Annotated in this window: 24 protein-coding genes; 12 read left to right on the top strand and 12 right to left on the bottom strand. The window is 65.5% G+C overall.

What is annotated here, in order from left to right; genetic code table 11:
* Positions 1-137 precede the first annotated feature (137 nt).
* Positions 138-578 (top strand): hypothetical protein, encoded by a 441-nt coding sequence (locus KDK82_RS07055; RefSeq protein WP_013801890.1) that lies wholly within the window; start codon positions 138-140, stop codon positions 576-578.
* A gap of 36 nt (positions 579-614) precedes the next feature.
* Here KDK82_RS07055 and KDK82_RS07050 read toward each other — a convergent pair whose 3' ends face one another.
* The 4 genes from KDK82_RS07050 to KDK82_RS07035 all read right to left on the bottom strand — a co-directional run bounded on the left by KDK82_RS07050 (position 615) and on the right by KDK82_RS07035 (position 6,056).
* Entirely contained in the window at positions 615-1,094 is a 480-nt protein-coding gene (locus tag KDK82_RS07050; protein ID WP_088164391.1) for a GNAT family N-acetyltransferase, read from the bottom strand.
* A gap of 16 nt (positions 1,095-1,110) precedes the next feature.
* Positions 1,111-2,082, bottom strand: a complete 972-nt coding sequence (locus KDK82_RS07045; protein WP_024570529.1) for an IS481 family transposase — start codon at positions 2,080-2,082, stop codon at positions 1,111-1,113.
* A 247-nt stretch (positions 2,083-2,329) separates the two neighbouring features.
* Positions 2,330-2,767 carry an acetyltransferase gene (locus KDK82_RS07040; RefSeq protein ID WP_088164390.1) on the bottom strand — a complete coding sequence of 146 codons (438 nt, stop codon included), beginning with the start codon at positions 2,765-2,767 and terminating at the stop codon, positions 2,330-2,332.
* Positions 2,768-2,981: 214 nt separating this feature from the next.
* Positions 2,982-6,056, bottom strand: coding sequence for a choice-of-anchor U domain-containing protein (locus KDK82_RS07035; RefSeq protein ID WP_256974404.1), 3,075 nt, complete (start codon positions 6,054-6,056; stop codon positions 2,982-2,984).
* A gap of 504 nt (positions 6,057-6,560) precedes the next feature.
* Here KDK82_RS07035 and KDK82_RS07030 point away from each other — a divergent pair.
* The gene (locus tag KDK82_RS07030) at positions 6,561-6,941 is read left to right on the top strand and encodes a hypothetical protein (protein WP_088164388.1); all 381 of its coding nucleotides are present in this window, start codon (positions 6,561-6,563) and stop codon (positions 6,939-6,941) included.
* A 49-nt stretch (positions 6,942-6,990) separates the two neighbouring features.
* On the opposite strand, the gene KDK82_RS07025 is transcribed toward KDK82_RS07030, so the two are convergent.
* From KDK82_RS07025 to KDK82_RS07000, 6 genes are all read right to left on the bottom strand, one after another.
* A complete protein-coding gene (locus KDK82_RS07025; protein WP_034395822.1) occupies positions 6,991-8,277 on the bottom strand; it encodes an arsenic transporter in 1,287 nt (428 codons plus the stop codon).
* Between the two features lie 89 nt (positions 8,278-8,366).
* Positions 8,367-8,870 (bottom strand): arsenate reductase ArsC, encoded by a 504-nt coding sequence (locus KDK82_RS07020; protein ID WP_088164387.1) that lies wholly within the window; start codon positions 8,868-8,870, stop codon positions 8,367-8,369.
* A 40-nt stretch (positions 8,871-8,910) separates the two neighbouring features.
* Positions 8,911-9,234, bottom strand: a complete 324-nt coding sequence (locus tag KDK82_RS07015; protein WP_012206185.1) for a helix-turn-helix transcriptional regulator — start codon at positions 9,232-9,234, stop codon at positions 8,911-8,913.
* A gap of 167 nt (positions 9,235-9,401) precedes the next feature.
* Positions 9,402-10,106, bottom strand: a complete 705-nt coding sequence (locus tag KDK82_RS07010) for an SDR family oxidoreductase (protein ID WP_088164386.1) — start codon at positions 10,104-10,106, stop codon at positions 9,402-9,404.
* 31 nt (positions 10,107-10,137) lie between these two features.
* The gene (locus KDK82_RS07005; protein WP_088164385.1) at positions 10,138-11,139 is read right to left on the bottom strand and encodes an NADP-dependent oxidoreductase; all 1,002 of its coding nucleotides are present in this window, start codon (positions 11,137-11,139) and stop codon (positions 10,138-10,140) included.
* A gap of 73 nt (positions 11,140-11,212) precedes the next feature.
* Positions 11,213-11,818, bottom strand: coding sequence for a TetR/AcrR family transcriptional regulator (locus tag KDK82_RS07000; protein WP_088164384.1), 606 nt, complete (start codon positions 11,816-11,818; stop codon positions 11,213-11,215).
* Between the two features lie 70 nt (positions 11,819-11,888).
* On the opposite strand from KDK82_RS07000, the gene KDK82_RS06995 reads away from it, so the two are divergent.
* The 4 genes from KDK82_RS06995 (at position 11,889) to KDK82_RS06980 (ending at position 15,696) form a co-directional block, all read left to right on the top strand.
* Positions 11,889-13,199 (top strand): flavin-dependent oxidoreductase, encoded by a 1,311-nt coding sequence (locus KDK82_RS06995; protein ID WP_088165447.1) that lies wholly within the window; start codon positions 11,889-11,891, stop codon positions 13,197-13,199.
* A 131-nt stretch (positions 13,200-13,330) separates the two neighbouring features.
* Positions 13,331-14,233 carry a glutamate ABC transporter substrate-binding protein gene (locus KDK82_RS06990; protein ID WP_088164383.1) on the top strand — a complete coding sequence of 301 codons (903 nt, stop codon included), beginning with the start codon at positions 13,331-13,333 and terminating at the stop codon, positions 14,231-14,233.
* A 3-nt stretch (positions 14,234-14,236) separates the two neighbouring features.
* Positions 14,237-14,899, top strand: coding sequence for an amino acid ABC transporter permease (locus KDK82_RS06985; protein ID WP_012206191.1), 663 nt, complete (start codon positions 14,237-14,239; stop codon positions 14,897-14,899).
* Entirely contained in the window at positions 14,896-15,696 is an 801-nt protein-coding gene (locus KDK82_RS06980) for an amino acid ABC transporter permease (protein WP_013801876.1), read from the top strand. The genes KDK82_RS06985 and KDK82_RS06980 overlap by 4 nt, the downstream gene beginning before the upstream one ends.
* Positions 15,697-15,702: 6 nt before the next feature.
* Here the strand turns inward: KDK82_RS06980 and KDK82_RS06975 are convergent, their stop codons facing one another.
* On the bottom strand, positions 15,703-17,160 hold the full coding sequence (locus tag KDK82_RS06975; RefSeq protein ID WP_088164382.1) for an MFS transporter: 1,458 nt from the start codon (positions 17,158-17,160) through the stop codon (positions 15,703-15,705).
* A gap of 128 nt (positions 17,161-17,288) precedes the next feature.
* On the opposite strand from KDK82_RS06975, the gene KDK82_RS06970 reads away from it, so the two are divergent.
* The 3 genes from KDK82_RS06970 (at position 17,289) to KDK82_RS06960 (ending at position 20,580) form a co-directional block, all read left to right on the top strand.
* Positions 17,289-18,227 (top strand): LysR family transcriptional regulator, encoded by a 939-nt coding sequence (locus KDK82_RS06970; RefSeq protein WP_088164381.1) that lies wholly within the window; start codon positions 17,289-17,291, stop codon positions 18,225-18,227.
* A gap of 175 nt (positions 18,228-18,402) precedes the next feature.
* Positions 18,403-19,086, top strand: coding sequence for an energy-coupling factor ABC transporter permease (locus KDK82_RS06965; RefSeq protein WP_088164380.1), 684 nt, complete (start codon positions 18,403-18,405; stop codon positions 19,084-19,086).
* A gap of 330 nt (positions 19,087-19,416) precedes the next feature.
* Positions 19,417-20,580 (top strand): GGDEF domain-containing protein, encoded by a 1,164-nt coding sequence (locus KDK82_RS06960; protein WP_088164379.1) that lies wholly within the window; start codon positions 19,417-19,419, stop codon positions 20,578-20,580.
* Positions 20,581-20,613: 33 nt separating this feature from the next.
* On the opposite strand, the gene KDK82_RS06955 is transcribed toward KDK82_RS06960, so the two are convergent.
* The gene (locus tag KDK82_RS06955; RefSeq protein WP_088164378.1) at positions 20,614-21,693 is read right to left on the bottom strand and encodes a glycosyltransferase family 9 protein; all 1,080 of its coding nucleotides are present in this window, start codon (positions 21,691-21,693) and stop codon (positions 20,614-20,616) included.
* Positions 21,694-21,881: 188 nt separating this feature from the next.
* On the opposite strand from KDK82_RS06955, the gene KDK82_RS06950 reads away from it, so the two are divergent.
* From KDK82_RS06950 to KDK82_RS06945, 3 genes are all read left to right on the top strand, one after another.
* Positions 21,882-23,996 (top strand): metallophosphoesterase, encoded by a 2,115-nt coding sequence (locus tag KDK82_RS06950; protein WP_088164377.1) that lies wholly within the window; start codon positions 21,882-21,884, stop codon positions 23,994-23,996.
* Between the two features lie 225 nt (positions 23,997-24,221).
* Positions 24,222-24,377, top strand: a complete 156-nt coding sequence (locus KDK82_RS32640) for a hypothetical protein (protein ID WP_012206197.1) — start codon at positions 24,222-24,224, stop codon at positions 24,375-24,377.
* Between the two features lie 164 nt (positions 24,378-24,541).
* A complete protein-coding gene (locus tag KDK82_RS06945) occupies positions 24,542-25,027 on the top strand; it encodes a BLUF domain-containing protein (protein ID WP_306417358.1) in 486 nt (161 codons plus the stop codon).
* The last annotated feature ends 59 nt before the right edge of the window (positions 25,028-25,086 follow it).

The following is a 25,086-nucleotide window of genomic DNA, read 5'->3' as shown; positions in this document are numbered from 1 at the left end:
CGCAGCCCTTATCGGCGTCCACCTCGGCCCGGCCCCTTGGCGACGATTCACCGTGCCATCAGGCAAAATCCGGAACATCGGGAAAGCTTGGCGTCAGGTCTGCCGAGAGGCCCAACTTGAAGAATGGAACAGTATCAATGGCACTGACGAAGAAGGGCGAGTTCTGGTACGGGACAACTTCCGGCGACACCCAAGCCGAGCTGCGCAGCTACAGCATTGCGAATCTTCATGAGGCCGTCCGGTTTGCCTCGTCCAAATGCGATTGCGGGTGCCGGACTTTTGCGCTGCAGACGGATGAGGAAGCCGGCGTGGCCATCCGCACCTGCACCGACTGCGGGCAGGAACACCTGATGGGCGACAGCGCGGAATATGTTGAAGAGGCCACCCCCGAGGCACACGAGTGCGTGTGCGAGAACGAGACGTTCGAACTGATGTCCGGTGTCTCCGTGTACGAGGGCACACACGACGTGCGCTGGTACTACATCGCTTGCCACTGCGTGGAATGCAATCTGGTTGGGGTCTTCGCAGACTGGAAGTGTGAAGCGGGTGATGCGGCGGCCTTCCTCGCCAAGGTATGAGCGCGTGGGATCAAGACGCGCTGCTCAAATATCTGGTCAAGCGGGTTTGCCGGGTGCATGCAGGCGATAGCGTAAAAAACGAGTCCCCTCAATATCCAATACGCCATCTGGCCGAAATCCCAGCTTGAGAATTCCTTTTATTCTGGTTCTTGAAGGTGGCAGCAAAATTGTGATGGAGTTCAGCCCCAAGCCAGTGAATGCACGTTTCACTATCTCTTGATAGATGGCTTTGCCACTTCCCCAGAACTTGGGGTGAAGCACCAAAGCGAGGTCGGCATCACCTTCCTCGTACTGCAAACCGCCCCAGCCGGCAAATTGCTGATCAATTTCAAACGCCCATGGCCCATAGCCGTATTGCTGCCACTGGGCATCCTTTTGCCGAGCCCATTCATTTGCTTTCGCCAGGTCGAAATCCGCACTTCCAAGCGGCATTTGTCGCAGCACATCTGGATTATTGTTCAGCGAAACAATGTGAGCCGGATCAACTTCAGTGAGCCGCTTAAATTTCAAATTCATGCCTGTATCTGGTTGTCTATCTGTCGCATCCCGTACGATCATATGGTCGCTTGTGAAACAGGTGCGGGTGGGTCTGGTACCAATCTTTCATGGCCTGCATCGGCGTACTGCTCTTGAGCGCTGACTGCGGCAACTGGTGGTTGTACAAGGCCACATAGCGCAGCAAGGTCTCCTCCATGTCCTCGCGGCTGTTGAACCGGTGGGTCTTCAGAACGTCCGCAATGCGTCCATTGAACCGCTCCACCATGCCGTTGGTTCTGGGCGTCCTGGGCTTGGTCAATCGGTGCTCTATGCCCAACTCCCGGCACAGTTGATCGAATTCATGGTTGCCGCTGGGTTCGCGTTCCTTGCTGGCAAACAGACGGTCCGTGAACTCTTTGCCGTTGTCGGTCAACAGCTTGTTGATCCTGATCGGACAGGCCTTGTGCAACGCCTTGAGGAAGGCCTGTGCACTGGCGGCGGTCTTGTTGGACTTGAGCTGCACAAACACCCAACGCGTGGCCCTGTCGATGGCCACGAATAGGTAGCGCCGGCTGCTCTCATCCTGCATCTGGGGCAGGTACTTCACGTCCATGTGCACGTAGCCTGGCTCGTAGCTCTTGAAGGCCTTGTGGGCTACCGCAGGCTCCTGGGGCTTGAGGGCGTTGAGGTTGCCCGCTCCATGGCGGCGCAAGCACCTGTCCAGCCCGGAGCGCGAGACATGGGGACAGATGAACTCCCGTGTCACGGCCAGCAGGTCATCCAAAGGTAGCAGCAAGGTACGGCGCAAGTGAACCACCACGGTCTCTTGCGCAGGCGTGAGCACCGTCTGCAGGCGATGGGCCGTGTGCGAGCGGTCTGCAAAGACATCGCGCTTCTTCCACTTGTAGACCGTCTGCTCAGTGATCCCAAAGCGCTGGGCCAGGATGCTGGCTGGTTCATCGCTGGCTGCGATCTCGGCACGCACGGCGGGCGTGGTGCGGGCGTTCTTGTGCAGGGCTATCAACATGGCTTCACTCCCTGGGTGGATTGCAAGGACTCTATCAACTCCTTTAGAACGGCTCGGGCCATGAAGAGTGGATAGCGTTTAGAGTCTATGCAATCGTCCGGGATGCGACATCTATCCATCAAATTCAAAGCGTACCAAAACGGTGGTTGCCGACCGTGTATCTGAGCGTCAACCAGGGGGGCAGCAGTCCACAGTAAGGGGTTGCTGCTGCAAGGCAGGCCCCATGCGAGCTGCGGCTTGGCTCCAGCTAGCCCTGGTGTCGCAGGTGAATAAGAGGATAAGGGCGTCCCTGCGAATCCACCTCCGAACGCCCTGTTTCAACGAACCCCATCCGTTGATAGAAGCCAACCGCTTGGGAGTTCTGCATGTTGACGTCTGTGCTCAATTGCCCGTGCAGCGCCAATCCATGCTGCAACAACCTGCGGCCGATGCCGGTGCCACGGACATCCGGATCGATGAACAGCGCCTCCATGTGCGTGCCATCGATCAGCATGAAGCCATGGGGCTGGTCATGTTCATCCACAGCAACAGTCACCGGCGCATGAGGCAGAAACTCGACCACTTCGGCATCAATGGCCTTTCGATCATCGGGACTGAGAAAGTGATGGGTGGCGTCTACGGAACGCCGCCAAAGGTCAACCAGAGCGGCACCATCTTCAGGACGTGATGTGCGGAGTGTGTACATGGCAACTGTGCAAATGATTCAGCGTTGCGTGAAGTATGACGGTACACAGCTGCGAAGTCGCCTCGACCCCAGTTGTACACACTGAACGGCGGCGCTGTTTCGGCAGCGCCTATGCATGGGCCGCAATAGGAAACTTTGCGGAGCCCCTGTGTCCCGCCGGCAACTCATCTGAAACCCGTCACTGGGGCGGCTTTGCCTTGGTGACAGTTTGGCTTCACTTTCTGATCAGCGGTGCGCAAGAACCGCCCAACGCTCGGCGACGCACCGCCACCAGACCCGCCGCCAGCAGCGAAAGCAGCGCCAGCGTCCAGGGGCCGAGTGCGGGGATAGCCTGCGGGGCCAGCAGCACGGGCATGCCGGGGTCGGTGATCTGGTTGGGCACGGAATCGCTGTCACCCACGCCGCCATCGGCCAGGGTGAAGGTCACGCTCAGGCCGTCGGGCGCAAACTGCGCGCCCGGCAGCGCATACCAGTGCGGCTGCGCGCAGGCAGCGCCGGTGCAGCCCAGCCCGTCGGGGCTGGGGCCGTATTTGTAATAAACGGCCCCCTGCGGCACTGGTGTGGTGAAGTGCACGGTCACCTGTGCATCTGCATTGCCAGCGACACGCCCCAGCACCAGGCCCAGCGGCGCGTGCACCGCACGCACATGGGACGGCAAGGGCGCGGGCAAGGTGGAGGCAAAGGCGGCGCTGCTGATCTCCCAGCCGTTCGCGCCGTCCACCTCCACCGCCCCCAGATTGCCGTTGCCGCCCGCACTCTGCCACGGTGCGCTGCACTGCTGCGCTGCGCCGCCATATTCACCGCTGCACTGCCATTTGTATTGGCCGCCAGCGGATAGCACGATCCCTGGCGTGCCCGTGGCGCATAGATTCGCGCTGGGCTTGAAGGCCACAGCGCCATTGGCCGCTGAGCCGCAGGTGGCATCGACCGGGTCGTGGGTGAAAGTGGCCGAAACGCTGCGCAGGCTGGTCACATTGGTGAGCTGGCATGCACCCGTGCCCGTGCAATCGCCCGACCAACTGGTGAAGTGATAGCCCGTATCGGGCGTGGCGGTGCAGCTTGCGCCCTGCCCATGGTTAACCGGGTTGGGTGCGCAGGTGACCGTGCCGTTGGTTGTGGCGGGGGTGATGCTGATGGGGTAGGTGTTCAGCGCGAAGGTGGCGCTCACGCTGCGCGGGCTGGTCACGTTGGTGAGCTGGCATGCACCCGTGCCCGCGCAATCGCCTGACCAACTGGTGAAGTGGTAACCCGCATCAGGCGTGGCGGTGCAGCTTGCGTCCTGGCCGTGGGTGACGGGGTTGGGTGCGCAGGTGACCGTGCCGTTGACGGCAGCGGGGGTGGCGATGGAGTGGGTGTTGGGCGTGAAGGTGGCCGAGACGGTGCGCGACGCGGTCACGCTGGTGAACTGGCATGCACCCGTGCCCGTGCAATCGCCCGACCAACTGGTGAAGTGGTAACCCGCATCGGGCGTGGCGGTGCAGCTTGCATCCTGGCCGTGGGTGACGGGGTTGGGCGTGCAGGTGACTGTGCCGTTGGCCGGGGCGGGGACGATGCCGATGGGATAGGTGTTGAGCACAAATGTGGCACCCACGCTGCGCGGGCTGGTCACGTTGTAGAGAATGCACGCGCTGGCAGTGCCCGAGCAATCTCCCGACCAATGGGTGAAGTGGTAGCCCATCGCGGGCGAGGCGACGCAGATCGTGTCTTGCCCATGGCGCACGGGGTTGGGCGTGCAGTTCACGCTGCCGCCGGTGACGGCGGGGGTGGCGATGGCGTAGGTAAGCGGCGTGAAGGTGGCTCCCACGCTGTGCGCGCTGGTCACGTTGGTGAACTGGCATGCACCCGTGCCCGCGCAATCGCCCGTCCAGCCGGTGAACTGAAAGCCCGTTTGCGGCGTGGCAGTGCAGCTAGCGCTCTGGCCGTGGGGCACGGGATTGGGCGTGCACGACATGCCCCCGCCCGTGGTGGCAGAGGTGGTGATGGCGTAGGTGATGAGCGTCGTGTTGGCAGAGACGGTGGTAGTCCCGAGAACCACGGGCTGGCAAGCTCCCGTGCCGCTGCATGCGCCGCCCCAGCCGCTGAAGGGGCGGGCGACAGGGTCGTGCACCGTGGCCGCGCAGGTGGCGCTGGAGCCATGGGTCACGGGGTTCGGGGTGCACTGTGCGCTGGCAATGCCCGCATCCGTGTTGACTGTCACCATGTATTGGCGCGGTGCCAGGCAAGTGGCCGTGGTGCCGCCGCTGATGCCCGCGCAATTCCAGCGGAAGGCATCGGCCGCGGCAGACTGGTTGGTGGCCGAACCGGCGCTGCACAAGAGGGTTGGCAAGGTGAGCGAAGGCGCCGTGCTGCCACACGCGCCGTTGGTGGGCGGCGGGGCGAAGGTGGCGCTGATGGTGCAATTGCCGGTAATGGTCGCAGTGGTGTAGGTGTTGCCCGCAAGCGATCCGCCGCAGCCGCTGACCTGCACCGTATAGCCCGGTGGCGTGGTGAGCGTGAAGCTGGCCTGCTGCCCCGCCGCTACATCGCGCCCCGCCTCGATGCTGCCGCCGCCCGTGGCCTGGGAGGTAACGAGGTAGGCGCGAGGCACGGAGCATTGCGGCGAAGGGTTGCCGCCGTAGCTGCTCTGGCACACCCAGGAGAAGGAGTAGGTTTCACCCATCACGCCGCTGGTCGTGCCCACGCTGCACAGCAAGGCGTCTGGCGGATAGCGGCGAGGCGTGGCGCTGCTGGCACTGCCGCACACGCCATCGAGCTGCACGGAACCGGCCTCGACCGTCATGCCGATGGAGGTCTGCGGCTCGGCCACCCAGGCCGGGTTGTGGCTTGCGCCTGAATACCAGGTCAGCCCGTCATTGGTGGCCGTGGTGATCTGGCGGCGGATCATGGTCTGGCCGATGCTGCGCACCACCACCCAGGCAAAGTCGCCCGCCGCCACGATGCGGTCGCCCGTGAACACGCGCATGCCTGGCACGGCCGCGTCGGCGGTGAAGGGGGCGCAGGCCGTCATGTCCGCGAACGGCGTGGCGGCGCTGGCGTCGGTTGCGCACACTTGCAGCTCGAACTGGTCGATCTGGGTGAGATTCATCTTCACCTGCGTGATGCGCAGCGACTGGCTGCCAATCGGGATCCGGTTGGCCACCCACAGGTTGGTGTGGTAGCTGGAGTTGTGCTGGATGAGCCACGGGTCATTGGCGGCTGCCAGGTTGTCGAATACCGTGACTGCACCAGCAGACACTGAAGCCGCCGCCGTCAGCAGCAGCATGGCAATTCGAAGGACAAGGGTTTTCATGGCGATGTGGTGGGTGGGTGGAGCTGTGTTCCACCCAGCCGCGATCGGCCATGAAAAATGCTTTCAGCGCTTGTGTATCAAGCGCTGAAAGCCATGTTTATGGAAGCATGTGGCACGGGTGGATGCGCACTGCCGGCCATCTTGCGGGCGCGCAGCCCTGGTGGCTTGACTGTGCGTTCGTGCCGCGCTTGACTGGACGTTTCGCAAGCCTCACCCCCCCCAAAAAAGGGGCGTTCCCCTCCCCTCCCGCGCTATCATCCGCCCCGGCCCCCTGTCCCGGGGCTGATGCTTCAAAACATCCGTCGTATAGCGGCACAGCCTCTCCGAAAGCGAGGCTTGGCACACCGAATCCATCAGTCAATGCAGATGCAATGGCCTGTGGATTCGATCCGCAATGGAGCACGGAACAATGAACGCCGTTTCTCTCGCCTGCGCGCCGTCTTTTGGCGCAGCCCCTCCCTCATGCCAGCCCTTTGTGCCCGGCCAACTGCGGAGGGACATGGCATGAACCCTACCCAGCCCTCCACCGCCACGGACAGCCACAGCGCCCGACAGCTGTCCAATGCGCTCACCCAGGTGGACCATCTCGTGCAGCAAGGCTGTGCAGAAATCTCCGCCATCGCCCAGCTGGCTCTGGCCTGGCTGGAGACCCCCAAGGGCCACCGGCACCTGGACGTGGTGGCACGCGCCCTGCAAAGCAACCGCGACAGCGCCGAGACGCTGGCCGACTACGCCGGCACCGAGGCCCATGCCATGGGCTGCGGGTTTGAAGACCCGGCCGAGATGCGCCGCGCCGAAGCGGCCGAGGCGGCGGCAAAGGCCATGGCCCACCTGTTTGAACGCCGCGCCAATGTGCCGATGCCTGCGCAGGACGGCAGCAGCTGATGCGTCAGCGCGCCGGCCGGTCGGCGTTCAGCCCACGTTCAGACCCCACTCAGCCCACACTCAGCCGCAGCGCAAGCGCGACAAGCGTGATGGCAAGGACCGGAAGGGTCAGGACGATGCCGACGCGCAGGTAGTAGCCCCAGCCAATCGTCATGCCCTTGCGGGCCAGCACATGGAGCCAGAGCAAGGTGGCCAGGCTGCCGATGGGCGTGATCTTGGGGCCCAGGTCACAGCCGATCACATTGGCATAGACCATGGCTTCCTTCACCAGCCCCGTGGCCCCGGAGTGCTCGATGGACAGGGCGCCCACCAGCACCGTGGGCATGTTGTTCATCACGGAAGACAGGCCCGCCGACAGAAAGCCGGTGCCTATTGCGGCGCCCCACACGCCGCCGCCCGCAAACACTTCCAGCACCCTGGCCAGGGCGCCGGTCAGCCCTGCGTTGCGCAGGCCATAGACCACCAGGTACATGCCCAGCGAGAACACGACGATCTGCCATGGCGCACCCTTCAGGACCCGGCCTGCGCTGATCACCCGGCCATGGGCGGCGACGGCCAGCAAGAGCAGCGCACAGGCCGCGGCCACGGCGCTGACGGGAACGCCCAGCGGCTCCAGCCCGAAGAAGCCCAGCATCAACAGCGCCAGCACGGCCCAGCCTGCACGGAAGGTGGCCAGGTCCCGGATGGCGGCCGATGGCGGCTGCAGGCGCTCCAAGGCGTAGGTGCGGGGCAGATCCTTGCGGAAGAACAGGAAGAGCACGCCCAGGCTGGCGGCCACGGCCACCAGGTTCACCGGCACCATGACCGACGCGTAGTCGTTGAAGCCGATGCCGAAGAAGTCCGCCGAGACGATGTTGACCAGGTTGGACACCACCAGCGGCAGGCTGGCCGTGTCCGCGATGAACCCTGCCGCCATGACGAATGCCAGGGTGCTTGCGGCAGAAAATCCCAGGGCCACCAGCATGGCCATCACGATGGGCGTCAGGATGAGCGCGGCGCCATCGTTGGCAAAGACCGCAGACACCACGGCGCCCAGCAGCACGATGAAGGCAAACAGGCGCCTGCCGCTTGCGCGGCCCCAACGGGCCACGTGCAGTGCAGCCCAAGCGAAGAACCCGGCCTCGTCCAGCAGCAGGCTGATGATGATGACCGCCACGAAGGTGGCGGTCGCATTCCAGACGATGCCCCAGACGACGGCGACATCGGCCCAGTGCACCACCCCCAGGGCCAGTGCCACGATGGCGCCGAGCGACGCGCTCCAGCCGATGCCCAGGCCTGCGGGCTGCCAGATGACCAGGACAAGGGTGGCTGCAAAGATCAGGAGGGCCGCAAGCATGTGTTGTTTTCTTCGAGGATGTGCAGGCGGCAGCGAGAGCCGCAGCGGTTTCGGTGGCGGGTGTCGGTAGCAGGTGTCAGTGGCAGGCTTCAGTCACGGGCCAGGTCGCGGGCAGACTGCTGCAGCGCGTGCCTGGCCAGGGACGATGGCGGCAGGTTGACGAGCCGCTCCAGGCGCTGCCGCATGGCCAGCAGGGTCTGGCGGAATGCGGCCTGCCGGCCTTCGTCGCTGCCTTCGGCCTGCGACGGGTCCGCGTAGCCCCAGTGCGCGGTGGCGGGCTGGCCCGGCCAATAGGGGCATGCCTCGCCAGCGGCGCTGTCGCAGACGGTGATGACCAGGTCCATAGGGGGCGCATCAGGCGCGCCGAACTCATCCCAGCTTTTGCTGCGCAGGCCTTCGGTGCACACGCCCGCCTGCTCCAGCGCCGCAATCGCCATCGGATGGGGCTGCTGGTTGTCGCGGGGGCTGCTGCCTGCGGAGTAGGCCTTGAAGCGCCCGCCGCCGAGGTGATTCAGAAGGCCTTCCGCCAGGATGCTCCGGGCAGAGTTGTGCGTGCACAGAAACAGGACGTTCAGGGGTTTGTCGGTAGTCATGGCAGGAAGTGTTCGGGGCGGGGAAACCGGGGGAGCAGCGTCAGCAGGACTTGCAGGACATGTCGGCCACCTCGCATGCCGCACCTGCGCAGCAGTTCTGCGTCAGGAAGCCGAGCAGGCCATTCATGCGCTCATAGGCGGCGCGGTACACTAGGTTGCGGCTGGCCCGCTCCTGCGTCACCAGGCCCGAGCGGGTCAGTTCCTTGAGATGGAAAGACAGCGTGGTGTTGGCGGCGCCCAGGCTTTCTGCCATGACGCCCGGCGTCAGCCCCTCGGGCCCGGCCACGACGAGCGCGCGGAAGATGCGCAGGCGCAAGGGGTGGGCAAGCGCGGCCAGGGATTCGACGACTTCAGATTCATCCATGGGCAAATCATACGATATTTCAACAAATATGGAAATATAAACCAGGCCGGCGCTGACCGATCGTGCCAGCCCATGCCAACCCACGCCACCCCATGCGGATGGGCACCCATGGCTGACCGCCGTGCCCGGTTGCCGAAAAAGCGCAGGCAACCGGGCACGGTCCGATCTCAGGCGCCCTGCGGCAGATAGCTTGGCCGGGCCGCTGTCATGCCGCGCTTGACCTGCTGGGTGAGCTCGTCGGCCAGCACTTCATCGAGCCCGGCCTCCAGTCCGTCCAGCGCGCGCCTGACGATGTCCTCGGGGCTGGACTTCGGCGCTTCAAGCCCGCGCGTGAGGTCGGTGTCGACATAGGCCATGTGCAGGCCCAGCACCTGTGTCTTCTGCCCTGCAAGCTCGCTGCGCAGGGCGTTGGTGAGCGACCAGGCGGCCGACTTGCTGGCCGAATAGGCGGCCAGCTCGCCGCCGTTCACCCAGGAGGCCACCGACAGCACATTGAGCAAGGCCCCGCCGCCGTTGGCCTTGAGAACCGGCGCGAAGGCCTGGCTCATGCGCAGCACGGCGAAGAAGTTGGTCTCGAAGATGCGCCTGGCGACCTCTTCGCTGTCGGGCGCCATGAAGCCGCCGGGCTGGGCGATGCCGGCGTTGTTGATCACCAGCGTGACGTCCGACGCCAGCGCGGCGGCGGCGGCCACGTCTTGCGGGCGGTTCACGTCCAGCTGCAGGGCATGCACGCCGGGCTGGGTGACCGTGGCGGGGTCGCGCGCGCCGGCGTAGACCTTGCGGGCACCACGGGCAAGCAGCTCGCGTGCGAAGGCCAGGCCGATGCCGCGATTGGCACCGGTGACGAGAACAACAGCGTTTTCAATTTTCATGGATCGCTCCAGGGGTGGGGAAAAAAGCGGGTCAACGGATCTTGATGACGACCTTGCCCTTGGCATGGCCGGCTTCGGCATAGGCAAGGGCCTCGTTGGTGGATTCGAATGCGAAGACCTTGTCGACGACCGGGCGGATTGCGCCCGCTTCGATGAGGCGGGTGATCTCGCGCAGCTGGCCGCCGTTGGCCCGCATGAAGAGGAAGGAGTAGTCAATGCCACGGCCTCGCGCCCGGCGCCTGACGCCGGAGCTGAGCAGCCGCATCACCAGCCGCACGAATGCCGGCGCTGCGATGTTTCTGCCAAATGCGGGATCGGGCGGGCCGGAGATGGAGACCAGCTTCGCGCCGCCCTTGAGCACGCGCAGGGATTTGCCAAGCGTCTTGCCGTCCTGGCTGTTGAGCACCACGTCGTAGTCGTGCAGGACGTCCTCGAAGTCCTGCGTGCGGTAGTCGATGACGACATCCGCCCCCAGGCTCTTGACCAGCTCGAAGTTGGCCGCGCTCGTGGTGGTGGCCACAGTGGCGCCCAGGTGCCTGGCCAGTTGGATGGCGAACGTGCCCACGCCGCCGGAGCCGGCCTGGATGAAGACCCTTTGCCCCTTCGTCAGCTTCGCTGTCTCCACCAGTGCCTGCCAGGCCGTCAGGCCCACCAGGGGGATGGAGGCGGCCTCTTCCATCGTGAGCCCCTTGGGTTTTGGCGCCAGCGACGACTCCTTGACCGGCACGAACTCCGCGAACGTACCGATCCGGAAATCGTCCGTGCGTGCATAGACCTCGTCGCCGGGCTTGAACTGCCGCACGCGCGGGCCGGCCTTGACCACCACGCCGGCCACGTCGTGGCCCAGGACCAGGGGCAGGCGATAGGGCAGGATGAGCTTGAATTGCCCGTCCTTGATCTTGGAGTCCAGCTGGTTCACGCCTGCGGCATGGACCTGGACCAGGACTTCATCGTCACGCAGCTGCGGCTCGGGTACCTCTGCCAGCTGCAAGGCCCGGTTCGCTCCATAGCTTTCCAGAACAAATGCCTTCATGGTCTTCCTTTATATGATGGTCATCATATGTAATGGCGAAAAAAATCCAGGCACATGCACAGGGCATGCGCCATCAATGGCTGGCCGGCGCCAGGTGCTTGAGTGCTGCCTCGCGAAGGCTGTCGGACAGGGCCGGATCATCCACTGCCCGTGCCAGCAGCAGGCTGCCGACCATGGTGGACAAGGTGACGAGCGCGCGCTCATGGGCACCGGGCTGTCCCCAGTCCGGCGATTGGCGGGCGATGAGATCGACCATTTCCTTGATGTGGCCCGTGGCCACGCGGCGCACCTCCGGCGCCTGGCGCGACGTCTCGGAGCCCAGGGCCGCCAGGGGGCAGCCCACCTCGGCGCGCTGGACATGTTCCTTGGAAAGATAGGCAGCCAGCATGGCCTGCAGCACCATGCCGGGCGGTGCCTTGGCCACCACGTCGGCGACAGCGGCACAGGACTCGGCACAGGCCTTGCCCGCCGCTTCGGCCAGCATGGCATCGCGCGAGGCGAAATGGGCGTAGAAGGCGCCGTGCGTCAGGCCCGCCTCCTTCATGATGTCCGCCACCCCGGTGCCGCCATAGCCGCTGCGGCGGATGGCCCGCGCCGCCACGGAGACGATGCGCTCATGCGTGGCCTCCTTGGCGGAAGCCCGGGCGCTGGAATTTGTGTTTCGCATGATGGTCATCATACATTGTTTGCGCCATGCACGCGCCGCAGATGGGACATCCACCCGCAGCCATTGCATGGACAATCCCGGCATGTCTGCTGCTGCTTCACACAACAATCCATCCCGCCCCGTGCTCATTGCCGGCGGCGGCATCGGTGGCATGGCCACTGCCCTCACGCTGCACCAGATCGGCGTGCCCTGCATCGTGTTCGAGTCGGTGGCGCAGCTGCAGCCGCTGGGCGTGGGCATCAACCTGCAGCCGAACGCGGTGCGGGAACTGCATGACCTGGGTTTCGGCAACGATGTGCTGGACACCATCGGCCTGCAGGCGCGGGAATGGGCGCTGGTGGGCCGCAACGGCAACGAGGTGTATGCCGAGCCGCGCGGGCTGCAGGCGGGCTACCACTGGCCTCAGTACGCGGTGCACCGGGGGCAGCTGCAGATGATGCTGTTCAACGCCGTGCGGGAGCGCCTGGGCGACGATGCCGTGCAACTGGGCCGGCGCGTGGTGGGCTACCGGCAGGATGCCGACGGCGTGACCGCGCTCATCGACACCCGCGATGGCCAGCGGCTGGAGGTGCAGGGCTCGCTGCTGGTGGCGGCCGATGGTCTGCACTCGGCCGTGCGCGCGCAGATGCACCCCGCGCAGCCGCCCATCCAGTGGGGTGGTGCCATCATGTGGCGCGGCACCACGCCGGGCGTGCCGGTGCGCACCGGTGCGTCCTTCGTGGGCGTGGGCTCGCTGCGCCATCGCGTGGTGCTGTACCCCATCACGCCGCCGGACCCCGTCACGGGCCTGGCCACCATCAACTGGATCGCCGAGATCACGGTGGACAACGACGGCGGCTGGCAGCAAGGCGACTGGAACCGGCGCGTGGCGCTGGAGGAATTCATCCACCACTTCGACGGCTGGGACTACGGCTGGCTGGACGTGCCGGCCATGCTGCGCGGCGCCACGGATGTCTTTGAGTACCCCATGATCGACCGCGACCCCGTGCCCACCTGGGTGGACGGTCGCGTGGCCTTGCTGGGCGATGCGGCGCATGTGATGTACCCGGTGGGCTCCAACGGCGCCAGCCAGGCCATCGTGGACGCGCGCGTGCTGGGCGCGCAGTTGCTGGACCACGGCGTGGGTTCGCAGGCGCTGTGCGCCTATGACGACAGGCTGTGCAAGGACATCTCGGCCCTGGTGCTGCGCAACCGCGGGGCCGGCCCCTTCGGCCTGCTGGGGCTGGTGGACGAGCGCTGCGGCGGCGTCTTCGACCATATCGACGAGGTGCTGCCGCGCGAGGAGCGCGAGGGCTTCATGGCCCGCTACAAGGCAGCGGCCGGCTATGCGATCGAGACGCTCAATGCCGCAGCCCCCACCATCGCACCCGGTCGGCGCATGGCCGGGACGTGACCTGCGCATGACCGGCGCACGACCGGGGACTGAGCCCTTGTGCGGCAGCAAGGGCCGCGAGTCGCCATAATCGGCGCTTGCCCCTGGCAGCCATCCCCAGATTTACATCACAGACCAAGCAGGAAGACCACATGCCCATCAAATCCATTCTGAAATCCACCGTGGTGACGCTGGCGATCGTGGGCAGTGGATCGCTTTTTGCGCAGGGCGCGCCCCTGAACACAGCGGCGTTTGACGCCCTGGTGGCGCAAGGCCCCGTCGCCGACGCCGCGACCATTGCATCGAGCACCTGGGCCAGCAAGATCAAGCAGGCCGGCACGCTGCGCCTGGGCAGCACCCAGACCTCGAATCTGTTCTCCCTGCTCAACGAGAAGGACGGCAAGATCCGCGGCTTCGACGCAGGCTTGGCCCAGCTGCTCACGCGCTACATCCTGGGCGATGCGTCCAAGTACCAGTTCGCACAGGTGACCTCGTCCACGCGCGAGCAGGTACTCATCAACAACCAGGCGGACATGGTGATCGCCACCTACTCCATCACCCCCGCACGCGCCGAGAAGATCTCGTTTGCCGGCCCCTACTACACCTCGCAGGCTGGGGTGCTGGTCAAGGCAAGCAACAAGACCGTGCAGTCCTACAGCGACCTGGCAGGCAAGAAGGTGGCCACGCAGGCCGGCTCCACGGGTCCCGCCATCTTGGCGCAGCACGCGCCCAAGGCGGTCGTGCAGGAGTTCCAGACCCACCAGGAAGCGCTGGACTCCCTGCGCCAGGGCCGTGTGGATGCCTATGTGACCGACTACACCCTGCTGCTCAACACCCTGAGCCTGGGCACCGGCGACGCGCGGCTGGCAGGCGCGCCCTTTGGCGCCCAGGATTCCTACGGCATCGGCCTGCCCAAGGGCTCGGACGGCGTGGCCTTCATCAACGCCTTCCTGAAGAAAATCGAAGCCGATGGCACCTGGGCCAAGCTCTGGACCATCTCCATCGGACAGCGCACCGGCAGCACGGCCGTTCCCACGCCGCCCGCCCTGCCCTGAACGATGGGTGACATCTCCCGGCTCCTTTCCGACCACGGGCCTGCCTTCTGGCAGGCCCTCTTGCTGACCTGGAAGCTCACCGCCTTCTCGTTCCTGCCCGGCTTCCTGCTGGGCGTGGTCGTCACGGTGCTCAGGCTTCTTCCGCTGCCGCCGCTGCGCTTCGTGCTGACGGGCTACGTCGAGATCTTCCGCAACATTCCCAGCGTGGCGCTGCTGATCTTCATCGTGTTCGCGCTGCCCGATCTCAACGTCGTGATCGACTATGAGCCCAGCGTGATCCTGGCCCTGACCCTGGTTTGCTCCGCGTTCACGGCGGACTATCTGCGCGCGGGCATCAACACCATTGCCGGCAGCCAGATCGAGGCCGCGCTCAGCCTGGGCATGCGGCCCATGCAGATCATCTCGGCCGTGGTGCTGCCGCAGGCGCTGCGCTCGGTGGTGCAGCCGATGACGTCGCTGCTCATTGCGCTGATGCTGTCCACCTCGCTGGCGTCCCAGGTGCCGCTGGCGGGCCGGGAGCTCACGGCGCTCGTGTCCAAGATCGCCAACGACTCCGCCGCCGGCATGGCCGCGTTCGCGGTGGCCGCCGCCCTGTACGTGGCCACCGGATTGCTCATTGCCTGGGTGGGCGCCATCCTGGAAAAGAAGCTGCGGATACTGCGATGAGCCGTTCTCTGGAAGACATTCTGTTTGGCGCGCCCAGCCCGCAGGCCAGGAAGATCACGCAGGTGGTCAGCCTGATCGCCGCGGCCGGGCTGATTGCGCTGGCTGCGGGCGTCGTGTGGCGTTTTCATTCCGCAGGCCAGCTCGAGGCCCGGTTCTGGGAATTCTTCGCCTGGCCCACCACCTGGGCCTTTCTGGCCAAGGGCCTGCTCGGCACGCTGGCATCCTCGGCCATGGCCGCCGTCATTGCGCTGAGCCTTGGGCTGGTGCTGCTGGCGGGGCGCCTGGCGCGGCCCCGCATCGTGCGCTGGCCCAGCATCGCCGTCATCGAATTCCTGCGCGGCACGCCCACGCTGCTGCTCATCTACGTGTGCTTTCTGGTGCTTCCCGCAGCCGGCATCAAGCTCGGCACGTACTGGATGCTGACCCTGCCCATAGGCCTGAGCACCGCCGCCGTGGTGGCCGAGGTCTACCGCGCAGGCGTGCTGGCCGTCCCTCGCGGCCAGACCGATGCCGCGCGAAGCCTGGGGCTGACCGAGGTCCAGGTCTTCCGGTTCGTCGTCTTCCCGCAGGCCCTGCGCTACATCGTCCCGGCCCTGGTCGCGCAGCTGGTCATCGTGGTCAAGGACACCACCTTCGGCTACATCGTCACCTATGGCGAACTCATGCAGAACGCCAAGGTGCTCATCGCCAACTACCACGCGCTGGTGCCCGTGTACCTGGTGGTGGCGGTGCTGTACTGCCTGGTGAACTACGCGATATCGAGGGCGAGCAGGCGGCTGAGCCGGCCGGTGCACTGAGCCTCGTCACGAACGGCTTGTCGCGAGAGCACGGCTTGCAACTGCCATTGCCATGGCCAGGGCAACGACGATCAGAACGGCCGTGACTGCGAACGTGATCCGCATCGCGTTGGCAACGGCCTCGGGATGCGCCGTTGCGATGTCGGGCGTCTTTGAAGCGAGCGCGAAAACGGTCCCCATCGTGGATGCCCCGGTGATGAGCCCGAGGTTGCGCGACAGGCTGAGCATGCCCGAGATGACGCCGCGCTGGTCTGGATGGACATTCGCCATGACGGCCGTGTTGTTGGCCGCCTGGAAGAGCTGATATCCAGGGGTCAGGACGACGATGGCCGCAACGTATCCCGCCACGCCGAACATCGACGCAAGCACGGACAGTGCAAATGCCCCCGCAGCCATGGCGATGAGCCCGACGACGGCCATGGATGGCGCGCCCCAACAATCGACGGCACGGCCAGAGGGGACACCGCTCAATATGGCGATCAATGGGCCCACCGCCATCACGATGCCAACAATGGCTTCGTTGAGCCCGAGCGCACGGGCGAGGTAGAACGGCCCCACCACCAGCGTCGACATCATCACCGTCGAGACGAGCGCATTCATGGCAAGGCTTGCGCTGAAGCCTGGATCACGGAACATCGCCAATCGAATCAAGGGCGATGCGGCTTTCGCCTCGGCAAGCACGAAGAGCACGGCACCCAGGGCAGTGGTCAACACAAGAGCCCCGTTGAGCGGACCGAAACTTCCGCGCCCCAGCGTCATGGCCAGTGCGTACGCCACAAGCGTCACAGCCAGCAGCAAGGTGCCCAGATTGTCGAAGCGGGCCCGCCCGGTCTTCTCCCCCCGGCAATCGGCGGGCAGGTAACGGTGCGCGAGAACCCATGCCACGATACCCAGCGGTACGTTGACGAGAAAGATCGCCTGCCAACCGAGTCCGGCGATCAGAATGCCGCCCAGCGATGGACCGAGAGCGGTGCCCATTGCGGACATCGTTCCGAGCAGTCCCATGGCGCTGCCGGTCCTTTCCTTCGGCACCGTCCCGGCGACAAACGCCATGGTGAGGGCCATCATGATGGCCGCGCCAAGACCCTGCACCGCCCGGGCGGCAATCAGCAGCCGGAGCGTGGGCGCCAGGCCGCAAAGGACCGAGGCCAGCGTGAACAGGAAGATGCCGACCAGCAGCAGCCGTCGGCGGCCCATGACGTCGCCGAGCCGCCCGACGCTGACGATCAGGGCGGTGATGGCCAGCAGATAGGCAAGGACGACCCACTGGACCTGCTGGAAAGAGGCGCCGAACGCCTGAGCCAAGGTCGGCAACCCCACATTGGCGATGCTGGTGCCCAGCGATGACAGCAACATCGATAGCGAAAGGCTGGCAAGCACCCACCGAATCGACGGCGTCTGCTCTGCACTGTCAGCGGCCATCCCATCTCTTGCTGTCGTGGCTGATTCTGGTGTGATTTTCATCGTTGGCGACTCCCGAAATTGAGCTATCGGAAGCGTAGTTCCCTGCCCGGCATGGCGGAAGGCGCACCACTTTCACTTTATTCATGCGTCTGGCGCCATGTCACCGCACGCCGTGCTACGGTCGATCCATGTCAAGACCCGATCTCAACCTGCTTGTCACCCTGGATGTGCTGCTTGCGGAAGGCAACGTGGCGCGCGCCGCCCAACGGTTGCGGCTGAGCCCGTCAGCGATGAGCCGGGCGTTGGCGCGTTTGCGGGAGACGACGGGCGATCCGCTGCTGGTCCGGGCCGGGCGCGGCCTCGTTCCCACAACTCGGGCGCTCGAACTCCGCGAGCGGGTCAGCCAGCTCGTGCAGGACACGGAAGCGGTTCTGCGCCCTGCCGAGCAGCCCAACCTCCAGCAGCTGGTCCGAACGTTCACACTGCGGACCAGCGAAGGCTTTGTGGAGAATTTCGGACCGGACCTGATTGCCCGCGTCGGCGAGCAAGCGCCTGGCGTTCGCCTTTGCTTTGTGCAGAAATCAAACAAAGGGAGCGGCCCGCTTCGCGACGGCACGGTCGATCTGGAGACCGGCGTTGTCGGGAGCACGATAGGTCCGGAGGTGCGTGCGCAGGCGTTGTTCCGAGACCGTTTCATTGGCGTCGTGCGAATGGGGCACCCGCTGAGCCAGGGCGAGATCACGCCCGCGCGCTATGCGGCCGGCAGGCATATCCTCGTGTCCCGGCGAGGGCAGGACAAGGGGCCCATCGATGAAGCCTTGAGTTCTCTCGACCTGCAACGGCAGATCGTTGCGATCGTTGGCGGCTTTTCAGCGGCGCTGGCCTTGGCCCGGGCCTCCGACCTGATCGCCAGTGTTCCCGAACGGCACACGGGGAACCTGCGTGCCGGAATGCACAGCTTCCCCCTCCCCGTCCCTGTGCCGGAGATTACGGTCTCACTCCTGTGGCACCCGAGGCTGCATGCCGATCCGGCGCACCGGTGGCTGCGCGGGTGCGTACGGGAGATCTGCTCGGAACAGCACAGCGATTCCTGGCCATGCGAAAAAGAGGCCGAAAGCCCGGCGTGAGAGCCAGCGCGTGAAACCGATGGCTATCCGAAGTGCGGCAGCGTGACTACAGCGTGGCCACAGCGTGAAATGAACATGGCGCAGCACACCGTCCCCGGCTATGCTCGGTGCCTTTGCCGTTGCGCAGTCGGTGCCCGCCGGCTCTCCAACGGACCTTGCCTGTTCAGGACCTCCCATGCACATCGAACCCGGCGTCGTCAGCCCCGAGAAAATCGCCCTCAGTTACGTCACTGCCGCAGCGGCCTTCGGCCTGACCGCCGCCCTGGCACGGCAAAGCCTGCGCGACAACGGCGGTGCGCTCGCGCTGCTGGTGCGCAGTGTGATCACCACCGCGCTGGTGTTCAGCTTCTTCGAGGTGTTTCCGCATGAGCCGGTCGGCGTATCCGAGGTCCATCTGATTCTGGGCTCGACCTTGCTGCTGATGTTCGGCGCGGGTGCTGCGGCCATTGGCCTGGCGTGCGGCCTGCTGGTCCAGGGCCTGTTCTTTGCACCCTTCGACCTGCCGCAGTACGGCATGAACGTCACCACCTTGCTGGTGCCGCTGTATGCGGTGAGCCAGCTGGCGCGCCGGCTGATTCCGGCCGGCACGGCCTATGTGGAAATCAGCTACCGGCAGGCCCTGGCCCTGTCCACCACCTACCAGGGCGGCATCGTGCTGTGGGTCGCCTTCTGGGCCATCTACGGCCATGGCGCCAGCCTGGCCACCATGACCGAGGTCGCAAGCTTTGGTGCCGCCTACATGTGCGTGGTGCTGGTGGAGCCCCTGGTGGACCTGGCCGTGCTGTGGCTGGCCAAGCGTCTGGCCGCCTTCACGCAAGGGCCGCTTTTCAATACCCGCCTGCACGCAGCGGCCATCTGACAGCCGGCTTCCCGGTCACCGCACCCTTGGTGCTCCGCTCTGGCGGGCTGCTCACGACTCCAGCCGCATCCGCGCTGACCAGCACCACGGCGGCTGCATCACGGAAATCAGGCCGAAAATCAGGCAACGGGCTCCCGTTCACGGGCCGCCCGATCCGTGACTTCCTCCCAACGGACTGCCGCGCAGCAAGGGCCTGAAGGCCCGCATCCTGCGACAATTCGGCCCGCGCGCTCCGCTCCATTTCAATGCGACGGCCCCGACCTGCGCCGCATTGCTCCTTGCCTGGCAGCTATTGCACGGGGCCTGCCTGCGCCGATATCTTCATCGTCCATGGTTCTCGATCCCTTCACCCTGCTTGTTCTCACCACGGCCATGGCCGCCGCCTCGGCGCTGTATCTGGCTGCGGAATGGGGCAGCGTGCGCGAACGCTCGCTGCTGCTGTGGAGCGGGGGGTTTGCCATCATCGCCGTGGGCTGTATGCTGGCCCTGCTGCGCTCCAGCGGCCATGTGCTGCTGGGCATCTGGTTTCCCAACGGCTTGCTGATCTGCGCGCACTGGCTGTTCCTGGCCGGCGTTGCCGCGTTCACGCACACCCGGCTGCCGCGCCTGTGGTGGCTGGTGGCCGTCGTCTGGCTGGCAATGCTGTTCATTCCCGGCGGACCGTGGTGGTCCAGGGCAATGCTGGGCATCCAGTCGCTGCTGATCGCCGTCATCAGCCTGCGCGCCGGCCTGCTGCTGCGCCCGCACGGCGGCACGCTGGGCGTGGGCGCGGCGCAGCTGCGCTTTGTTCTGCTGGCCCACGGCCTGTTCTATTTCGCCAAGGCCGCCTCGGCCGTGGCGCTGGACACCTTCATCAACTTGGCCAATTTCCACGGCACGGTGATCCTGGTCTCGCTGGTGGAAGGTGTGATGGCGATCATGCTGCTCGCCATGTCCATGACCGGCACGGAGCGCCATCGCCGCGAGGAACGCATCGCGCAGATCGCCGCCCGCGACCCGCTCACCGCCCTGGACAACCGCCGCGCGCTCTATCTGCGCGCACCCCAGTTGCTGGAGCAGGCCTCACCGGCCAGCCCCTGCGCCCTGCTGCTGATCGATATCGACCACTTCAAGCAGGTCAACGACCTGCACGGCCACGATGCCGGCGACCGCCTGCTGCTGACCCTGAGCGATCTCATCCGCAGCGCGCTGCCGCGCGGCGCACTGGCCGCACGGCTGGGCGGGGACGAGTTCGTGATCGTGCTGCGCAGCGTCGACCACGCGGCAGCGCAGGCGCTGGGCCAGGACTTGCGCGAGGCCTTCGCGCAGCAGGCGCGCACCCTGTTCGAGACGCCGGAGCCGGTGTCGCTGAGCATCGGTGCCACCCTGTTCGACCAGCCCGGGGTGGAGCTGTCCCACTGGCTCAAGCAGGCCGACGAAGCCCTCTACACCTCCAAGCGCAAGGGACGGGACCGGATGGAACTGGTCCCGCTTGCGCCCGGGCGGCCGCACTGAGGGCGCCGGGGGTGCCCTGGCCCTGGGCATGCCTCACGCCAGCTCTTCATCGGCCAGCGCCAGCGCTGCTTGCGCCAGCAGTTCGGCGGCATGCGCATCGTTGCCGGGGATGAAGACCCGGTGGCGCTGCCGGTCCAGCGGCGGACCCCGGTCCACTTCGCCGGCTTGCGAGGCGACCACGCTGCGCGTGCCCAGGGCAGCAGCCATCATGGAGACGGTGGTGTTGTTGCAAACGGCCACGCTGGCAGATGCCAGCGCCGCGCCCAGCATCCAGATGTCGGTGCGGCCGCTCAGGTCCAGCGCGGGGTGGCGCATTTGCGCGGCCACCGATGCCACCAGGGCGCGCTCGTCCTCGCTGCCGGTGAGCAGCACTTCCAGCCCCGCCTGCGCCAGCCGGTCGGCCACGGCCGCGAAGCCGCTGGCGGACCAGCGGCGCACAGCCAGCCGCGCGCCCGGGTGCACGATGGCGTAGCGGCGGCTTGCGGGCAGCAGCGGGCGGACGCGGGCGCGGTCATCGGCATTCAACGGCAGGTCCAGCTTGAGACCGCGGCGCGGCAGGCCCATGTAGTCGGTCAGGGCCAGCAGGCCCAGCACTTCGCTGCCCTGCCCCGGCCAGGGCACAAAGCGCAGCGCATCCGCCTCGGGCACCCAGTCATCGGGGTCCGCAAAGCCCGCATTGCGGCGCGCGCCAAAGTTGGCGACCAGGGCATTGGTGTTGCGGCCCGAGTCGTGCAGCTGCACCACCAGGTCAAAGCGGCGCGAACGCATGCGGCGCTGGAAGAAGCTGTATTCATCGGCCTTGGCCGAGGGCACGCCGGGCAGATCGGGCCAGCCGGGAAACAGCTCGAAGTCATCGACCGAAGACAGCCTTTGCGCCAGGCCTTCGGCCTCGGGCAGCCCGACCAGGGTGATGCGTGCCTTGGGCCAGGCCGCAGCCAATGCACGCAGAACGGGCGTGGCGCATAGCAGATCCCCGAAGCGGCGCGCGCGGAACAGGCCGATTCTTCGCAATTGCGGCAAGACGGCCGACGTGCGGTGGTCCGTGTATTTGCCGGGCCTGAGGACCGAGGTTGAATCGGCCAGCCTCAGCAAGGGGTGATTCATGGAATTCATGGGCACTCTCCGCCTGTGGTTGCAGGCCATGGATGCATAGCAATCGGCGTGCCCGCTGCGCGCCCTCCCCCTGCAAAAGTCGGACGCCGTCTACCACGCCTGGCTGGGTTGCCCCGTCACACCCATGAAACATGGGCTGCAGACAATGCCGGACTTTGTCAATCAGAGCGCCCCGCGCAACACGAAGAATGCAAGTCTGGAAATTGGGAATGGTGGCCGGTGCCGCAGCGCTGGCCCTGGCGGGTTGTGGTGGCAGCGATGGCGATAGGGCAGATGGGGGAACGAACAGCCAGGCCGTGGCCTTCATGGCCGATGTGCACTTCCAGGACGTGTACGGCGACCTCAAGAACAGCAGCTTCAAGGGCGTGCCCACGGCCAATGGCATGTTCGCCACCATCCGCACCATGTATGCGCAGCTGACTTCCACGCGGCTGTTCAACGAGAACTACTTCGCCTTCCGCGCCGCGCTGGACGATTCGCTGGCCAAGGGCGTGAAGCTGGTGGCCTTTCCCGGCGACTTCTCCGACGACGGCCAGCCGCTGAACGTGAACGGCTTTCGCGCCGTGCTGGCCGAGTACGAGAAAAAGGGCATGCGCTTTTTCATCGCGCCCGGCAACCATGACCCTGTCGCCCCCTACGACGATGACGAAAAGGGCAAGGACGACTTCATGGCCGCCAACGGCAGCACGGTCAAGGTCTACGCCAAGAACTACCAGGGCTGCCTGAACGCCGAAGCCAACGTGGTCTGTACCGACCAGTTGATGGAGCAAGGCTATGCCTCGCTGCTGCGCGACCTGGCCCCCTACGGCCTGATGCCCAATGAGAAGGACGTGTACTGGGAGACGCCCTACAGCACCTACGCGCAGGACAAGTACAGCTATGCCGAGGCGGCCAGACAGGCCCAGCTGGGCCAGCGCAGCTACGAGATCTGCAAGGAAGGCGAAGGCGGCAAGTTCAAGCAGGCCGGCTACACCAATTGCACCAGCATTGCCGATGTGAGCTACCTGGTCGAGCCCGTCAAGGGCCTGTGGCTGCTGTCGGTGGACGCCAACGTCTTCGTGCCGGACAAGCTGGACCCCGCCAAGCCCAACTCGCCCAAGGGCTTCACCGGCGCCGGCAATGCGGGCTGGAACAAGATGACCACGCACAAGAAGAGCGTGATGGCGTGGATCGAATCGGTGAGCGCGCGCGCCAAGGCCCAGGGCAAGCAGCTGGTGGCCTTCTCGCACTACCCGACCATGGACTTCTACGCCAACCAGACCGACGCCATCAAGGCCGCCTTCAAGCCCGGCGCCTTCCAGACGGCGCGCGTGCCCGAGCAGGCCACGGCCGAGGCGGTGGCCGCCACGGGCCTGCCGCTGCACATCGGCGGCCACATGCACTTCAACGGCACCAACGACTACCTGAGCAAGAGCGGCAAGTACCTGGTGAACGTGCAGTCGCCGTCGCTGGCCGTCTATGGCGCGGCCTACAAGATCGTGCGCTTCGACACGCCGCGCAAGGTGGACGTGCAGACCGTGGCGCTGAACAACGTGCCGCGCTTCAACGAGCTCTTTCCGCTGTACGAGATGGAATGGAAGTACGTGGAAGGCAGCAGCAAGCCCGAGGACGCCAAGCGCCGCTGGGACAAGGCCATTCTGTCCAGCACCAGCTATGGCGACTTCACCAGCCGCTACTTCGGCGAGCTGTCGCGCCTGCGCTTCCTGGACGAGTACTGGGCCTGCGACATGAAGGACCTGGTCAGCCAGCTCAATCTGCAGCATATGCTGACCATGGCCCAGCTGGACACCAAGGTCACCTACGCCCAGCTCGCCGGCCTGGCCGCGCAAGGCGTTGCCGTGCCCTTCAAGCCCAGCGCCGGCTGCCTGCAAGGCAGCCCCGTGGCCGGCAATGCCGCGCAGTGGGCATCCGACTGGAGCGTTGCCGAGAACGCCGCCCGCGCCAAGGCCCAGGCCGCAGGCGTGGACTTCAACGCGCTGGCCAATGTGTCGGCCTATACCTTCTACGGCGACTTCCACCGCACCGTCTACGCGGGCGGCCTGTCGCTGAACGACATGGGCAAGCAGCGCGTGGAGCAGTACCGCCTGCTGATGAGCGCCTTCCCTGCCCTGACCTCGGCGCCCCAGAAAACAGGCGACAAGCTGGCCGACAGCACGCCCGTGGGCCAGCCCTTCCAGTACAGCTTCAAGCAGGTGTTCTCCATCCTCAAGGGCCTGGGCTCGGGCAAGCCCAGCGACCATTTCTCGGTGGACTTCGACACCAGGACGCTGCGCGCGGAAGGCAGTGACAGCCTGAAGTTCTGACAAACAAGGCGCGGCCTGTACAGCGCTGATCTGTGCCAGGGGTGTCCTGCCCCTTCGTGCAGGTCAGCGCTTTCTTGCATTTGCGCAGGCTTGACTACACGGCTTCCGATCTTTCCTACACCTGGATTTCACGGCGCGCCACACACTTGCTGCATTCCTCCCGCAACCCCTAAAGACCGGCGGCATCGGCCCCAGCCGCCACCCGCCGGATCAGGAGTTCTCTCCATGAAGCAGCTCATTCCCATGGCGGGGTCCCATCACCGTTCGTATGTCCCCATGCAGATGGGCCAGCCCATCAGCGACGGCAACTACACCCAGCAGCAGACCAAGGCCAACCAGCGCCAGATAGGCCAGCCCTTGCCGCAAAAGCAGCAGCAATGAGGGCGATGCCGCGCCTGTAAGGCCGGCCACGTCAATCCAGGCCTGGAACACCCTCCTCCTCTTGCACAAGCCCCCGCAAGCCCTGCCCGCCAGCGCTTGTGGGGGCTGGTTGTCGTTGGGCCCCGCAGCCGCCCAGGCACAGGGGGCAAGCAGGATGGTTACATATGCAACAACGGGTTGCGCACCTACGTGACCCCCCTCGCGCAACGCATACCATCGCCGCCCAACAACTCAGAAAGGGGGAGGGTATGCAAGAAAATTCTCTCGAATGTTTCCTTTATCACAGCCAGCTGGCCCCAGGGGCTGACACCACATGCATCGCGGCGATCATCAAGGCGGCGCGCACCTTCAACTGGTCGGCCGGCATCACGGGCATGCTGGTTTTCGACGGTGAACGCTTCTTCCAGTATGTCGAAGGGCCGCCAGAGCAACTGGCGCTGCTGGTGGAGTCCATCTCGCGCGATGAAAGACACATCAACTTCACGCCCCTGTTTCCGCAGGCACGCCTTGATCAAAGGCGTTTTGCCAAGTGGTCCATGGCCTATGTGATTGTGGAAGACACGGAGCCGCTGGGCACCATCTCCGAGCTTCAAGGCCCAGGCGCACTGGAAAAACTGCAGGAGCTTTTACCGCTGCTGGACGCCCAGTAATCCCTTTGACCCCAAAGGCGCGGCAGTTTTATAGTATGGGTTCACTGAGGCAGGAAATA

Origin of the sequence: Delftia sp. K82, assembly GCF_002193035.1 — a bacterium.
In the GTDB taxonomy this organism is placed as follows: Bacteria; Pseudomonadota; Gammaproteobacteria; order Burkholderiales; family Burkholderiaceae_C; genus Comamonas; species Comamonas acidovorans.
Note: the sequence above shows the minus strand (reverse complement) of the source record. Positions and strands in the feature narration are given on the sequence as shown.